We start from the raw sequence: 12,851 nt of genomic DNA, 5'->3' as shown, positions 1-12,851 counted from the left end.
CTGGATGATTCCGTCGCTCTCCGCCTCGGCGAACCCGCGGATGGCGGCGTTCACGGTCTCGGACGAGGTCACGTTGATGGCCGGGTAGGCGAACTGGTCCGCCTTGGCCCGGTCGAGCATCTCCGCGTAGACCTCGGGGGTCGCGATGGGCATCGGTATTCCTCCTTGGCAGGGATAGGTCCCGACCGCATCGTACGAGGTGGACCGCCGCCGCACACCGGTCCCCGGGCAGAAAGTTTTCCGCACGTGGAATCGGTTCAGAAGGGGTGCGTCCGGCCGCCGGGCGAACCGGCGGCCGGACGGGGATCACAGCAGCTCGGCGGCCAGCGCGCGGTAGCCCGGCCACGGGTCCTCGTTCAGCACCTGGACCACGACCTGGTCCGCCCCCGCCTCCAGGTGGGCCGACAGCCCCTGCGCGATCGTCGCCGCGTCGCCGTGCAGGGCCAGGGCGTCCACCAGCCGGTCACTGCCTTCGCCCGAGAGGTCGTCGTCCGTGAAGCCCAGTTTCCGCAGGTTGGCCACGTAGTTCGACAGCCCGAGGTAGTACTTCACCGTCTGACGGCCGATCGCGCGCGCCTCGGCCGCGTCGGTCGACAAGACGACCTTGTGCTCCGGCGCCAGCAGCGGGCCCTCGCCCAGGATCTCGCGCGTCGAGCGGGTGTGCTCCGGCGTCGTCAGGTACGGGTGCGCACCCGCCGTGCGCTTGCCCGCCAGCTCCACCACCTTCGGCCCCAGCGCCGCCAAGGCGCGTCCGGAAACCGGGACGCCCGCCGCGTCCAAGCCGTCCAAGTAGTCGACCAAGGCCGCGTACGGCTTCTTGTACTCCTTCGTCGCTTCGCGGTGGCCCGCGCCGATGCCCAGCAGGAAGCGATCGGGGTACTTCGCCGTGATGCGCTCGTAGACGCGGGCGATGTCCGCCGGCTCGTCCTGCCAGATGTTCACGATGCCGGTCGCGATGACCAGCGAGTCCGTCGCTTCCAGGAGGCCGTCCACCGACGCGAGGTCGTCCCCGCTGGGCGAGCCGCCCAGCCAGATCGCCCCGTAGCCGAGCTTCTCCGCCTCCGCCGCGAACTTCGCGTCGACGTTCGCGTGGTACCGCCAGATCCCGAGCTTGCCCAGTTCGATAGCCATGGAACACTCCAACGCGTGGGACGGCGATTTTCCTCCCGGGTCCGGCGAATTACTGTCGAAGACATGACCAAGCTGGGAAACACCGACCTCGACGTGTACGGGCTCAACCTCGGCGGCAACGTCTTCGGCTGGACGGCGGACGAGCCGCAGTCCTTCGCCGTGCTCGACGCCTACACCGCGGCCGGGGGCAACTTCGTCGACACCGCCGACCTCTACGGCGGCGGGGGCGGCTCCGAGGAGATCCTCGGCAACTGGCTGGCCGCGCGCGGCAACCGGGACGACGTCGTCGTCGCGACCAAGGTCGGCATGTGGGAGGGCCGGCCCGGGCTGTCCGCGAAGAACATCCAGGCTGCGGCCGAGGACTCGCTACGCCGCCTCAAGACCGACCACATCGACCTCTACTACGCGCACGTCGACGACCCGGACACCCCGCTCGAGGAGACGCTGAGCGCGTTCGACGCCCTGGTCCGCGCGGGCAAGGTCCGCCACCTCGGCGCGTCCAACTACAGCGCCGAACGGCTCGCCGAGGCACTGTCCACTTCGGACAAGAACGGCCTCGCGCGGTACGCCGTGCTGCAGCCGCACTACAACCTCGTCGAGCGCGACTACGAGCGTGATCTCGCCCCGCTCGTCGCGCGCGAAGGCCTCGCCACGCTGCCGTACTTCTCCCTCGCGAAGGGCTTCCTGACCGGCAAGTACCGCACGAAGGACGACGTGGTCGACAGCCCGCGCGCCGCCCGCGCTTCGTCCTATTTGGACGGAAACGGCGAGCGCGTGCTGGCCAGGCTCGACGAGGTCGCCGCAGCGCACGGTGTCTCGGTCGCCACGGTGTCGCTCGCCTGGCTGCGGCGGCAGCCGACGGTCGCCGCGCCCATCGCCAGCGCCCGGACGCCCGAGCAGCTCACCGACCTGATCGCCTCGGTGAGCCTCGAACTGACCGACGCCGAAATCACCGCGTTGAGCGAAGCCTGAAACCTACTTCTGGGTAGCTTACTACCAGTAAGGTGGGGTACGGTGCCCTCAAGTGACGTCTAGGAGGGCACCGTGGCCAACCCGTTTTCGCTGCTGAGCGGCACCAAGAAGGTCGACGGCAAGGTCGTGCTGATCACCGGCGCCGCCCGCGGGATCGGCGCCGGACTGGCCGAACGGCTCGCCGCGCGCGGCGCGAAGGTCGCCCTCGTCGGCCTCGAAGCCGACGAGCAGAAGAAGGTCGCCGACCGCATCGGGCCCAACGCGCACGCCTGGGAAGCCGACGTCACCAGCTGGGACGACCTGGAGAAGGCGGCAAAGGGGGTCGTCGAGCACTTCGGCGGCATCGACGTCGTCATCGCCAACGCCGGCATCGCGACCGCGGGCTTCGTCCGCTCGGTCGACCGCGCCGCGTTCGAGAAGGTCATCGAGGTCGACCTGCTCGGCGTCTGGCGCACGTTCCGCGTCACGCTCCCGCACGTCATCGACCGCAAGGGCTACCTGCTGGCCATCTCCAGCCTCGCCGCGATCACGCACGCGCCGGGCATGGCGAACTACGCCGCCGCCAAGGCCGGCGTCGAAGCCTTCTCGAACAGCCTCCGCGCCGAAGTCGCTCACCTGGGCGTCAAGGTCGGCGTCGCGCACCCGACGTGGATCCGCACCGACCTGGTCGAGAGCGCCGACGCGCACCCCGTGTTCGGCAAGCTCCGCGCGTCGATGCCGGGCCTGATCGGCAAGACCTACCCGCTCGACGTCGCCCTCGACGACCTCGAAGCCGGCATCCTCAAGCGCGCCCGGACCATCCACGTGCCGCGCTGGGTCGGCGGCCTCAAGCTGCTGCGCGCGTTCCTCCCGCCGATCATCGAAATCGGCTCCCGCAGCCGGGTACCTTCGGCGGACAAGGCCGCGCTGGCCGACATCGAGGCCCGCGGCGCGTTCGAGTCGGCGGTCACCGGCCACGGCGGCCGGGCCGCCACCAAGGGGTGAAGATGTCCCGTCGTGACCAGATCCGGATGACCGAGGACGAAGTGCGCGCGTACTTCGCCGAGCAGAAGGTCATCAACGTCGCCAGCGTCGGCCCGAACGGCCGGCCGCACCTCGCGCCGCTCTGGTACTTCCCGCACGAGGACGGCGGCGTCGCGACCTGGACGTACGGCACCTCGCAGAAGGCGAAGAACCTCCGGCGCCTGCCGGAGGCGACCGTGCTCATCGAGGACGGCGACAGCTACGAGAAGCTGCGCGGCGTCTCGCTCGAGGCCGACGTCGAGATCGTCGAGGACACCGAAGAAGTCACCCGGATGGGCATCACGCTCATGCAGCGCTACGCCGGCGCCAAGCCCGGCGACCCGGTGCCGGACGAGCTCAAAGCCTTCATCGCAGGTCAGGCCCCGAAACGCGTCGGCCTGATCTTCCGGCCGACGAAGATCGTCAGCTGGGACCACACGAAGCTCGGCGGGACGTACTAACCAGTAGGTAGTACTTCCCAGTAACTGTTACCTGAGGTAACGTCATCTCGGCAGCATCCTCGAAGCAGCGGAGGCCGACAGATGACCGAGCGGTTCAAGGTCGTGATCGTGGGCACCGGGTTTTCCGGGCTCGGCCAGGCGATCCAGCTCGAAAAGGCCGGCATCCGGGACTACGTGATCCTGGAGAAGGCCGACGAGGTGGGAGGCACCTGGCGCGACAACTCCTACCCCGGGTGCGCGTGCGACGTGCAGTCGCACATGTACTCGTTCTCGTACGAGCAGAACCCCGGCTGGTCGCGGTCGTTCTCGCCGCAGCCGGAGATCTTCGAGTACCTCAAGGGTGTCGCGGACAAGTACCGGCTGCGCGAGAAGATCCGGTTCGGCGTCGAGCTCACCGGCGCGCACTGGGACGAGCGCGAGCGCCGCTGGACGGCGACGACCAAGGACGGCCGCGAGTTCGTCGCGCAGTTCCTCGTCTCCGGCGTCGGCGGCCTGCACATCCCGCAGGTCCCCGAGCTGCCCGGGATCGCGAACTTCAAGGGCCAGACCTGGCACTCCGCGCGGTGGAACCACGAGTACGACCTGCGCGGCAAGAAGGTCGCCGTGGTCGGGACCGGCGCCAGCGCCGTCCAGTTCGTCCCGAAGATCGCCCCGGACGTCGCCGAGCTGACGCTCTTCCAGCGCACGCCGCCGTGGATCATGCCGAAGCCCGACCACGCGATGCCGTCGTGGGCGCAAACGCTGTTCAAGCGCGTCCCGGGCACCCAGCGCCTGTACCGCAACGCGCTGTACTGGCTGCTCGAAGCGCGGGCCATCGGCTTCAACGGCCACCCGGCGATCATGAAGGCCGGCGAGCTGATCGCGAAGCGCAACATCGCGAAGGGCATCCAGGATCGCGCGCTGCGCAAGAAGGTCACGCCCGACTACACGATGGGCTGCAAGCGCGTCCTGATCTCCAACGACTACTACCCGGCGCTGAACCGGCCGAACGTCGACGTGAACACCGCCGGTGTCAAGGAGGTCAAGGCGCACTCGGTCGTCGACTCCGCGGGCGTCGAGCACGAGGTCGACGCGATCATCTACGGCACCGGGTTCAAGGTCACCGACGCGCTGGAGTACCTCGACATCACCGGCGTCGACGGCCGCAACCTCGCCAAGGAGTGGGCCGCCGAAGGGATGCAGACCCACAAGGGGATCACCGTCTCCGGCTTCCCGAACCTGTTCTTCCTCCTCGGGCCGAACACCGCGCTGGGCCACAACTCCGTCGTGTTCATGATCGAGTCGCAGTCGCGGTACGTCGTCGACGCGATCAAGCTCGCCGACTCCCGCGACGCCGCCGCGCTCGACGTCCGGCCGGGCGTGCAGGACAAGTTCCAGCAGGAGATCCAGGACAAGCTGGTCAAGGGCGTCTGGACGCAGGGCGGCTGCAAGAGCTGGTACCTCGACGCCAAGGGCGTCAACCGGACGATCTGGCCCGGCTTCACCTGGCGCTACTGGCTGGAGACGCGGAAGGTGGACCCGGCCGACTACGAGCTGTCCGGCCGGGCGTCATGACCGCGGGGGACGAGCAGCTCGTCCTCCACGCGCGCGACGTCGAGTTCGACTGGGCGGCGCTGCCGATGCACTGGATCCCCGGCGAACCGCAAGCCACGCACACCATCAACGTCCTGCACCTGGCGCTACCCGAAGGCGAGCGCTGGTTCGTCGAGGTGTTCAAGCAGGCCGTGCCGCTGATCCGCGACGAGCGGCTCAAGGCGGACGTCCTCGGGTTCATCGGCCAGGAGGCCGTGCACGCCGAGGCCCACGACGGCGCGGCGGCGCACCTCGAAGCCGCCGGCGTCCCGGTGCGGCCGTTCATCGCGCAGATGGAGTGGCTGTTCCGGAAGCTGCTCGGCGACCGCGGCCTGACCGGGCACGCGGCCGAGGAGTGGCTGGTCGAACGGCTCGGGATCGTCGCCGCGATCGAGCACTACACGGCGTTCCTCGGCCAGTGGGTGCTCGACGCGCCGCTGGAGGACGCCGGCGCCGACCCGGTGATGCTCGACCTGCTGCGCTGGCACGGCGCCGAGGAGGTCGAGCACCGGTCGGTCGCGTTCGACCTCTTCACGCACTTGGACGGCCGCTACACGCGCCGCGTGCGCAGCATGGCGGCGGTGACACCCGTGCTGGCGTGGGTCTTCGCCCGCGGCACGCGATATCTGATGCATAACGATCCGACGCGCCCGGGCCGCGCTTCCCTGCGGGGGTATCGCCGGGCGGCGAAGCGCGGGTTGTTGCCGAGCGGACGTCAGCTGCTGCGGGAGATCCGGCCGTACTTCCGGAAGTCGTACCACCCGACGGAGACCGGGAGTACCGAGCAGGCGGTGGCGTACCTGGCGAGTTCCCCGGCCGCCCGGGCGGCGGAGTGACGCTCGGCCGGCCCGCCCGGCTGGACGGCAGCGGCCGGACCGACCACCTGATGTCCACTTTGGTCGGTGTCGTGGGCGTCTACCGCCGGATGTCGCAGTTCAGCGGGAAGCGGCGGCCGCCGGTGCGCGCGGTGGACCGGAACCTTCCGCTGCTGGTCGAGGCCGTCCGCTCGGAAGCCGACGGGGTCGTGAGCCTGCGGCTCGGGAACGGCGGGCCGCTGCCGGGCTGGCGGCCGGGAGCGCACATCGACTTGGTGCTGCCCTCGGGTCTCGTGCGGCAGTACTCGCTCTGCGGCGATCCGTCCGAAAAGGATCATTACCGCATCGCCGTGCGGAAGATCGGCACCGCGTCGGCCGAGGTCCACGCGCTCGAGCCGGGGACGCGGGTGACCGCCCGGGGCCCGCGGACGGCGTTCCCCTTCATCGGGGACGGACCGTTCTTGTTCATCGCCGGCGGCATCGGGATCACGCCGATCCTGCCGATGGTCGGCCGCTGTGTCGAATCAGGCGTCGACTGGCGACTGGTCTACACCGGCCGCAGCCGCGAGTCGATGCCGTTCCTGGACGAACTGCCGGACGACGACCGCGTCCGGATCCGTCCCGACACCGAATACGGCGTCCCGGCGTCGGGCGCGGAGCTGCTGGAAGGTCTGCCCGAAGGGGCAGCGGTGTACTGCTGCGGCCCGGTGCCGATGATCACCGGCGTCCGCGTCGACCTGGCTTTGAGCGGCGCCAAAGCCGTCCACTTCGAACGGTTCGCGCCGCCGCCGATCGTCGACGGCGAGCCGTTCGAGCTGACTTTGCGCAGGTCAGGGCAGGTGCTGCGGGTCCCGGGCGACCGGACCGCCCTCGACGTCCTCCTCGAAGCGCGGCCCGCGACGCCGTACTCGTGCCGCCAGGGCTTCTGCGGGACCTGCGCGGTGCCGGCGGTCGACGGCTCGTCCGTGCGGATCTGCGTCGACCGCGGCCCCGCCGTGCTCGACCTATGACTCCGCGGGCAGCCAGGCGCCGATCACCGGCTTGAACTCGCGGACGCTCCGCTCGGCGATGGCCCCCTCCAGGAAGTACGGGTCCTGGTCGATCGTCTCCTTGAGGTGCGCCTCGTCGTCGGCCTGGTAGAGCGTGAGGCCGCCGGTGCCGTCGCCCAGCGGGCCGGCGACCGCGACGCGGCCCTGCTCGGCCAGCTTGCTCAGGAACTCGCGGTGCCGCGGCCGTACCTCCGGCATCTTTTCCTGGACGTAGGTGATTTCGACGAGGAACCAGGCCATGGGGGCTCTCCGGGGTCGCGCGGGCGGTACGCGTCCGAACCTACCCGTGTCACGGCAACCGATCTGTGGCGACGGCAAGCCAACCCGATAGGCTGGGCGTGCGTCAGTAGCTGTGTGAACGCTGTGAATACCGGGAGCCTGCTGACGCGACGCACCGTGCAAACCGGGGTCGAGGACAGGCAGGGGTTCATGCTCGAGGGCAATGCGGAACGCAGTGTCGAGGCGACCCTCGGCCACCTGCGGGTCATGGACGGTCCGGCCCCGGCGCAGACAGCCGCGCCGCTGACCCTCGAAGACCTCTACCGCCAGCACCGCATGCGGCTGGTCCGGCTGGCGATTCTGCTGGTGGACGAGCCCGCGACCGCGGAAGACGTCGTCCAGGAGGCCTTCACCGGCCTGCATCGCAACTGGGGCCGGCTCCGCGACGCCGCGGCCGCCGTCGGCTACCTGCGCACCGCCGTGGTCAACGGGTCGCGCAGCGTGCTGCGCCGGCGCAAGACCGCCCGCGAGTACGTGCCCCCGCACGCGGTCAACGCGCGGTCCGCGGAGAGCCTCGCGATGCTGTCCAGCGAGCACCAGGCCGTCGTGTCCGCATTGTCCAAACTGCCGCCCCGCCAGCGCGAAGTGCTGGTGCTGCGTTACTACGGTGGGCTGAGCGAAGCCGAAATCTCTGAGGCCGCAGGCATTTCCAAGGGTACCGTTAAGTCGACCGCCAGCCGGGCGCTCGAGGCACTCCAGAAGGCCATGCAGGCCCCACAGTGACCCGGGTGGACCACTCCGATCACTGAGTCGTATCACCATGCTTGGTCCAGACCAATATATGCTGGGGTGCGTGAGAGGCGCCGGAGATTTCGTGATCATGGGCGGCCGGGTCGCTGCCCCGGACCGTGTACTCGACGACGGCTGGGTAGCCGTCTCCGACGGGCGGATCGCCGGCGTGGGTTCCGGGACCCCGCCGTCGGGCGAGCACGTCGACGTCGGTGGGGCACTGGTCGTGCCCGGGTTCATCGACACCCACTGCCACGGCGGGGGAGGTGCTTCGTTCACCTCCCTCGATCCCGAGGAGCTCCTGACGGCGGTGCGAGCGCACCGCCGTCACGGCACCACGACCATGCTCGCCAGCTTGGTGTCCGACCCGGTGGACATCCTGCGTGACCAGGTCGCGGCGCTGCGTGAGCTCGTCCAGGACGGCGAGGTCGCGGGCATCCACCTGGAGGGGCCGTTCATCTCGAAGGCCCGCTGCGGGGCGCACGACCCCGAGACGCTCCTGGAGCCGGACACCGGCACGGTCGACAAGCTCCTGCGCGCCGGCCAGGGCACGATCCGGATGGTCACCATCGCCCCGGAACTGCACGGCGGGATCAAGGCCGTCCGGCAGCTGGCCGAGTCGGGCGTCATCGCCGCCATCGGGCACACCGACGGCGTCGAGGAGCAGCTGCTGCCCGCCATCGACGCGGGCGCGACCGTCGCGACCCACCTGTTCAACGGCATGCGGCCGCTGCACCACCGCGAGCCGGGCCCGGTCGGGGCACTGCTCGATGACGAGCGCATCACGATCGAGCTCATCTGCGACCTCGTCCACCTGCACCCGACGGTGGTGCGGTTGGCCGCGAAGCACGCGGGCCGCAACCGGACGGTGCTCATCACGGACGCGATGTCCGCGACCGACGCCGCCGACGGCCGCTACACGCTGGGCCGGCTGGAGGTCGACGTCCACGACGGCGTCGCCACCCTCGCCGACAACGGCTCGCTGGCCGGCAGCACCCTGACGATGGACACCGCCTTCCGCAATCTGGTCGGGGGTGCGAAACTCGGCATCCTCGACGCGGTGCACGCGACGTCGCAACGGCCCGCCGAGCTGCTCGGCATCGCCGACCGCACGGGGATGCTGTGCCCCGGGTACGTGGCCGACATCGTCGTCCTCGACCAGGACCTGCGACCGGCGAAGGTGCTGCGCCGGGGTGAGTGGGTCGCCGAGGTGGGTACGGCTACCTTGAGTACTTGATTCTCGACGAGCGGACGGGCGGAGATGAGCGAGCCGAAGGACCCCGAGCAGCTGCTGGCGGACGCCCTTCGCGCGCAAGCCGTCTTCGCCCCGTCGGCGTCGCCGCCGCGGGAGGCGGAAACGGACGCCGTCCCGACCAGCGCGATCAACGAACTGCCGTCGGCGTACGGGCTGCTCTCGGGCGCGAGCGCGGACTCCCTGGAGCGCGAGCGGGCGGCCCTGGACGCGGCGTCCGAAGCGCCCACGGCGTACTCACCGGCGCCGCCACCCCCGCCCCCGGCGCGGCAGTCGGCGCAGCTGCCCGCGTACTGGATCTTGCTGCTGGCGGTGCTGCTGGGCCTCGCCGCGGGGTCCGTGGTGGGCCTGCTGACGCTGGTCTGACCGGGTCTCAGTAACGACTCAGGGTGACCCTGTACCGTTTTTGGGGTGATTCTCGCCCAGAGCACGGTCAACACGATGTCGCTGCTGCCGTCATGGCTGGACCCGCAGCACTTGCTGAGCGGCCTGACGACGCCGGTCATCGCGGTGCTGTGTCTGATCATCTTCATCGAAAGCAGCGTCTTCCCGGTGCTGCCCGGTGACTCCCTGCTGTTCACGGCGGGCCTGTTCATCGCGAACGGCACCCTCGACGCGCCGTTGTGGCTGGTCTGCGTGCTGGTGACAGCCGCGGCGCTGCTCGGCAACGTGGTCGGCTACTACATCGGCTACTTCGCCGGGCCGAAGCTGTTCAACCGGCCGGACTCGAAGTTCTTCAAGCGCGAGTACGTGGACAAGACGCACGAGTTCCTGGACAAGCACGGCCCGAAGGCGGTCGTCCTGGCCCGGTTCGTGCCGTTCGTCCGGACGTTCATCACGTGGATCGCGGGCATCGGCCGCATGGACCCGAAGCGCTACTTCACGTACACGGTGATCGGCGGCATCCTCTGGGCGGCGGGCATCACGGTGCTCGGTTCGCTGCTGGGCGGGGTGTCGTTCATCGCGAACAACGTCGACGCGATCTTCGTGCTGATCGTGCTGATCTCGGTGGTCCCGATCGGGCTGGAGTACCTGAAGTCGCGGCGCGAGAAGAAGGCGGCGGCCACGGAGACCGACCCGGAGGTCACGCAGCGGATTCCGCGGATCAAGGACTGAAGCTTGGACCCGAAGGGCCCCACCGGTCGGCGGTGGGGCCCTTTTCGTTTCCCGGGCCGCTGGCTCAGGCAGGGTCGACCGGTCTCGCCGGCGCGGTCGCCCACCCGAGACTGGCGCTCGCTGGCCCCCGCCCAGGCGGGACAAGCACGCAAGGCAGGCGGGAGCCGCTGAAGCAAGGCCAATCCCCCCGGCTGCGGCTGGCTCGATCCGGCGGGCCCGACTTTGGTCAGCGGCGAGCTTCGTCCGGCAAGGTCCTGCTGCGCCGCGACGAGACCGGCGGCTCAGGCGAAGCGGGCAGCCCAGGCCGACGAGGGCCGCTCGGTGAGGCAGGCAGCTCGCGCCGGCGCGGTCGCTCGGCGAGGCGAGACCGCCGGTCCACCCGAGACGGGCCTCGAACCAGGCCCGAACCCCGAGCGACTCCTCAGGTCATCGAGAACATCGACCCCGGGTTGAACAGGTTCCCCGGGTCCAAAGCCGCCTTGATCTGGCGGTGCACCCGCATCCCCACCGGTCCGATCTCCCGCTCCAGCCACTCCCGCTTGATCTTCCCGACCCCGTGCTCCCCGGTGACCGTCCCGCCCAGCGACAGCCCGACCTCGAGGATCTCGTCGAACGCCCGCTGCGCCCGCGCGAACTCGTCCGCGTCGTCGGGCTGGTAGACGATCGTCGGGTGCATGTTGCCGTCGCCCGCGTGGCCGACCACCGCGATGCGCAGCCCCACCTCGGAACTGATCTTCTCGCAGCCCCGGATCAGCTCCGCGATCCGCGTGCGCGGCACGCAGACGTCGTCGGTCAGCCACAGGCCGTACGTCTCCAAGGCCGTCAGCACCACCCGGCGGGCCTGCAGCAGCATCCGCCCCTCTTCGAGGTCCTCCGTCGTGTAGGCCAGATCCGCCCCGCAGTCGACGCAGATCTGCTCCAGCGCCGCCAGCTCCCGGCGCGCGACCTCGCCGCCCGCGTCCGACTGCCCCAGCAGCAGCGCCTGGCAGTCCGAACCCGCGCCGAGGTCCGTCTTCAAGTACGTCTCGGACGCCTTGATCGACGACGCGTCCATGATCTCCAGCAGCGACGGCACGAGCCCCTCCCGCACGACCCGCGCCACGGCCTCGCCCGCGGCCTCGGTCGTCGAGAAGCCCGCGACCAGCGTCGCCGGGGCCTGGGGCAGCGGCTTGAGCTGGACCGTCGCCTGGGTGATCACGCCCAGCGTGCCCTCGCTGCCGACGAACAGCCGGGCGAGGTCGTAGCCCGCCACGCCCTTCACCGTCCGGCGGCCCGTCTTCAGCAGGGACCCGTCCGCCAGGACGACCTCCAAGCCCAGCACCGAGTCCGTCGTGACGCCGTACTTCACGCAGCACAGGCCGCCGGCGTTGGTCGACAGGTTGCCGCCGATCGTGCACCAGTCGTAGCTCGACGGGTCCGGCGGGTAGAAGAGCCCGTGCTTCTCCACCGCGTTGCGGAAGTCCAGGTTGACCACGCCCGGCTGGACGACCGCCAGCCGGTTGCCCGGGTCGATCTCGACGATCTCGTTCAGCTTGGTCATCGACAGCGTCACGCAGCCGTCGATCGCGTTCGCCGCGCCGGACAGGCCGCTGCCCGCCCCGCGCGGCACGATCGGCACCCCGGCCTCGGCGCAGGCCTTGACGACCGCCTGCACCTCCTCGACGTTCGCGGGCAGCACCACCGCCAGCGGCTGCCCCGAGGGCGCCAGCGGCATCATGTCGCGCGCGTACGACGCCGTGACGTCGGTGTCGGTGAGCACGGCGCTCTTGCCGAGCAGGTCGCGCAGCCGGGTGACCAAAGCTTCGTCGCTCATGGCTTTCATGGTAAGCCCGAATACTCCGCACTGCGGAACTTCTATTTCAAAACCGCCCCTACCGGACCAGTCCCAGCAGTTTGTCCACGTGCACCCGGAGCAGGACGCGCTGGTCGCTGACCATCGCGGCGCGGTACTCGTCCCAGTCGGGGTGCTCGCCCGCCGCCCGGCGGTAGTAGTCGACGAGCGCTTCGACGGTCTCGTCGTCCGGCGAAGCCGCCGGCGCCGTCAGCGACGCGCGCCCCTCGGCGACGACGTAGCTCCAGCCGTCTTCGCTGCCCACGTGGTAGGTCACCCGCGGGTCGCGGCGCATGTTCTTCGTCTTCGCGCGGGTCTCGGTGATCGACGCGGTGATCGTGTTCGTCTCGGCGTCGTAGAGGTGCGTGATCGTGGACAGCTGGGGCCGCCCGTCGCGGCGGATCGTGGCCAGCACGCCGTGGCGGCGCGTGGCGAGGAAGTCCTTCAGCGCTGTGTCGTCCGTCATAGCTGTACCAACCGGGTGCCGCCGCGTTTGTTCCGGGAGCCCGCGGGAAACTGCTTGCGTATGACAACTAAAGTGTGTTCCGACACATCGACCCGGCCTCCGCTTGCATAACCGGTGGTGAAGGCACATCCTTGCCTGAGGCAACTAGTTGCAGCCGCCAACCAACGCCGTGAAGG

General features: G+C 70.0%; 15 protein-coding genes. 10 read left to right on the top strand and 5 right to left on the bottom strand.

The features are described from left to right. Positions 1–153, bottom strand: a 153-nt coding sequence (locus tag ACZ7OH_RS18505; RefSeq protein WP_470281877.1) for a class II fructose-bisphosphate aldolase, incomplete at its 3' end; no start/stop codon positions are given. Between the two features lie 153 nt (positions 154–306). Next, a complete protein-coding gene (locus ACZ7OH_RS18500) occupies positions 307–1,131 on the bottom strand; it encodes an LLM class F420-dependent oxidoreductase (RefSeq protein ID WP_470281849.1) in 825 nt (274 codons plus the stop codon). A gap of 63 nt (positions 1,132–1,194) precedes the next feature. Here ACZ7OH_RS18500 and ACZ7OH_RS18495 point away from each other — a divergent pair, with 63 nt between their 5' ends. The 6 genes from ACZ7OH_RS18495 (at position 1,195) to ACZ7OH_RS18470 (ending at position 6,963) form a co-directional block, all read left to right on the top strand. Further along, entirely contained in the window at positions 1,195–2,103 is a 909-nt protein-coding gene (locus ACZ7OH_RS18495; protein WP_470281848.1) for an aldo/keto reductase, read from the top strand. 72 nt (positions 2,104–2,175) lie between these two features. Then, entirely contained in the window at positions 2,176–3,087 is a 912-nt protein-coding gene (locus tag ACZ7OH_RS18490; protein ID WP_470281847.1) for an SDR family oxidoreductase, read from the top strand. A gap of 2 nt (positions 3,088–3,089) precedes the next feature. Further along, positions 3,090–3,566, top strand: a complete 477-nt coding sequence (locus ACZ7OH_RS18485; protein ID WP_470281846.1) for a pyridoxamine 5'-phosphate oxidase family protein — start codon at positions 3,090–3,092, stop codon at positions 3,564–3,566. An 81-nt stretch (positions 3,567–3,647) separates the two neighbouring features. Beyond that, the gene (locus ACZ7OH_RS18480) at positions 3,648–5,120 is read left to right on the top strand and encodes a flavin-containing monooxygenase (RefSeq protein ID WP_470281845.1); all 1,473 of its coding nucleotides are present in this window, start codon (positions 3,648–3,650) and stop codon (positions 5,118–5,120) included. Beyond that, on the top strand, positions 5,117–5,974 hold the full coding sequence (locus ACZ7OH_RS18475) for a metal-dependent hydrolase (protein WP_470281844.1): 858 nt from the start codon (positions 5,117–5,119) through the stop codon (positions 5,972–5,974). Before ACZ7OH_RS18480 ends, ACZ7OH_RS18475 begins: the two co-directional genes overlap by 4 nt. 50 nt (positions 5,975–6,024) lie before the next feature. Next, positions 6,025–6,963 carry a PDR/VanB family oxidoreductase gene (locus ACZ7OH_RS18470; protein WP_470281876.1) on the top strand — a complete coding sequence of 313 codons (939 nt, stop codon included), beginning with the start codon at positions 6,025–6,027 and terminating at the stop codon, positions 6,961–6,963. Here the strand turns inward: ACZ7OH_RS18470 and ACZ7OH_RS18465 are convergent. Further along, the gene (locus tag ACZ7OH_RS18465) at positions 6,958–7,242 is read right to left on the bottom strand and encodes a YciI family protein (protein WP_400896930.1); all 285 of its coding nucleotides are present in this window, start codon (positions 7,240–7,242) and stop codon (positions 6,958–6,960) included. The genes ACZ7OH_RS18470 and ACZ7OH_RS18465 overlap by 6 nt on opposite strands. 189 nt (positions 7,243–7,431) lie before the next feature. Here ACZ7OH_RS18465 and ACZ7OH_RS18460 point away from each other — a divergent pair, with 189 nt between their 5' ends. From ACZ7OH_RS18460 to ACZ7OH_RS18445, 4 genes are all read left to right on the top strand, one after another. Next, positions 7,432–8,004, top strand: coding sequence for an RNA polymerase sigma factor (locus ACZ7OH_RS18460; RefSeq protein ID WP_163046624.1), 573 nt, complete (start codon positions 7,432–7,434; stop codon positions 8,002–8,004). Between the two features lie 91 nt (positions 8,005–8,095). Beyond that, entirely contained in the window at positions 8,096–9,247 is a 1,152-nt protein-coding gene (nagA, locus tag ACZ7OH_RS18455; protein ID WP_470281875.1) for an N-acetylglucosamine-6-phosphate deacetylase, read from the top strand. A 24-nt stretch (positions 9,248–9,271) separates the two neighbouring features. Beyond that, positions 9,272–9,628, top strand: coding sequence for a hypothetical protein (locus tag ACZ7OH_RS18450; protein ID WP_470281843.1), 357 nt, complete (start codon positions 9,272–9,274; stop codon positions 9,626–9,628). A gap of 45 nt (positions 9,629–9,673) precedes the next feature. Continuing rightward, the gene (locus ACZ7OH_RS18445) at positions 9,674–10,378 is read left to right on the top strand and encodes a DedA family protein (RefSeq protein ID WP_470281842.1); all 705 of its coding nucleotides are present in this window, start codon (positions 9,674–9,676) and stop codon (positions 10,376–10,378) included. 421 nt (positions 10,379–10,799) lie between these two features. Here ACZ7OH_RS18445 and ACZ7OH_RS18440 read toward each other — a convergent pair whose 3' ends face one another. Both ACZ7OH_RS18440 and ACZ7OH_RS18435 read right to left on the bottom strand, forming a co-directional pair. After that, positions 10,800–12,191 carry an FAD-binding oxidoreductase gene (locus tag ACZ7OH_RS18440; protein ID WP_470281841.1) on the bottom strand — a complete coding sequence of 464 codons (1,392 nt, stop codon included), beginning with the start codon at positions 12,189–12,191 and terminating at the stop codon, positions 10,800–10,802. Positions 12,192–12,249: 58 nt separating this feature from the next. Then, positions 12,250–12,675, bottom strand: a complete 426-nt coding sequence (locus tag ACZ7OH_RS18435; RefSeq protein WP_470281840.1) for a PPOX class F420-dependent oxidoreductase — start codon at positions 12,673–12,675, stop codon at positions 12,250–12,252. Positions 12,676–12,851 lie beyond the last annotated feature (176 nt).

It is taken from the genome of Amycolatopsis sp. NPDC114478, assembly GCF_055633805.1.
The sequence above is the reverse complement of the archived record's forward strand: the minus strand, read 5'-3'. Positions and strand labels throughout refer to the sequence as shown.

What these genes read in the sequence shown, in the direction of transcription:
- ACZ7OH_RS18500 (WP_470281849.1), bottom strand. Translation starts at nt 1,131, where the DNA reads ATGGCTATCGAACTGGGCAAGCTCGGGATCTGGCGGTACCACGCGAAC.
- ACZ7OH_RS18495 (WP_470281848.1), top strand. Translation starts at nt 1,195, where the DNA reads ATGACCAAGCTGGGAAACACCGACCTCGACGTGTACGGGCTCAACCTC.
- ACZ7OH_RS18485 (WP_470281846.1), top strand. Translation starts at nt 3,090, where the DNA reads ATGTCCCGTCGTGACCAGATCCGGATGACCGAGGACGAAGTGCGCGCG.
- ACZ7OH_RS18480 (WP_470281845.1), top strand. Translation starts at nt 3,648, where the DNA reads ATGACCGAGCGGTTCAAGGTCGTGATCGTGGGCACCGGGTTTTCCGGG.
- ACZ7OH_RS18475 (WP_470281844.1), top strand. Translation starts at nt 5,117, where the DNA reads ATGACCGCGGGGGACGAGCAGCTCGTCCTCCACGCGCGCGACGTCGAG.
- ACZ7OH_RS18470 (WP_470281876.1), top strand. Translation starts at nt 6,025, where the DNA reads ATGTCCACTTTGGTCGGTGTCGTGGGCGTCTACCGCCGGATGTCGCAG.
- ACZ7OH_RS18465 (WP_400896930.1), bottom strand. Translation starts at nt 7,242, where the DNA reads ATGGCCTGGTTCCTCGTCGAAATCACCTACGTCCAGGAAAAGATGCCG.
- ACZ7OH_RS18460 (WP_163046624.1), top strand. Translation starts at nt 7,432, where the DNA reads ATGCTCGAGGGCAATGCGGAACGCAGTGTCGAGGCGACCCTCGGCCAC.
- ACZ7OH_RS18450 (WP_470281843.1), top strand. Translation starts at nt 9,272, where the DNA reads ATGAGCGAGCCGAAGGACCCCGAGCAGCTGCTGGCGGACGCCCTTCGC.
- ACZ7OH_RS18440 (WP_470281841.1), bottom strand. Translation starts at nt 12,191, where the DNA reads ATGAGCGACGAAGCTTTGGTCACCCGGCTGCGCGACCTGCTCGGCAAG.
- ACZ7OH_RS18435 (WP_470281840.1), bottom strand. Translation starts at nt 12,675, where the DNA reads ATGACGGACGACACAGCGCTGAAGGACTTCCTCGCCACGCGCCGCCAC.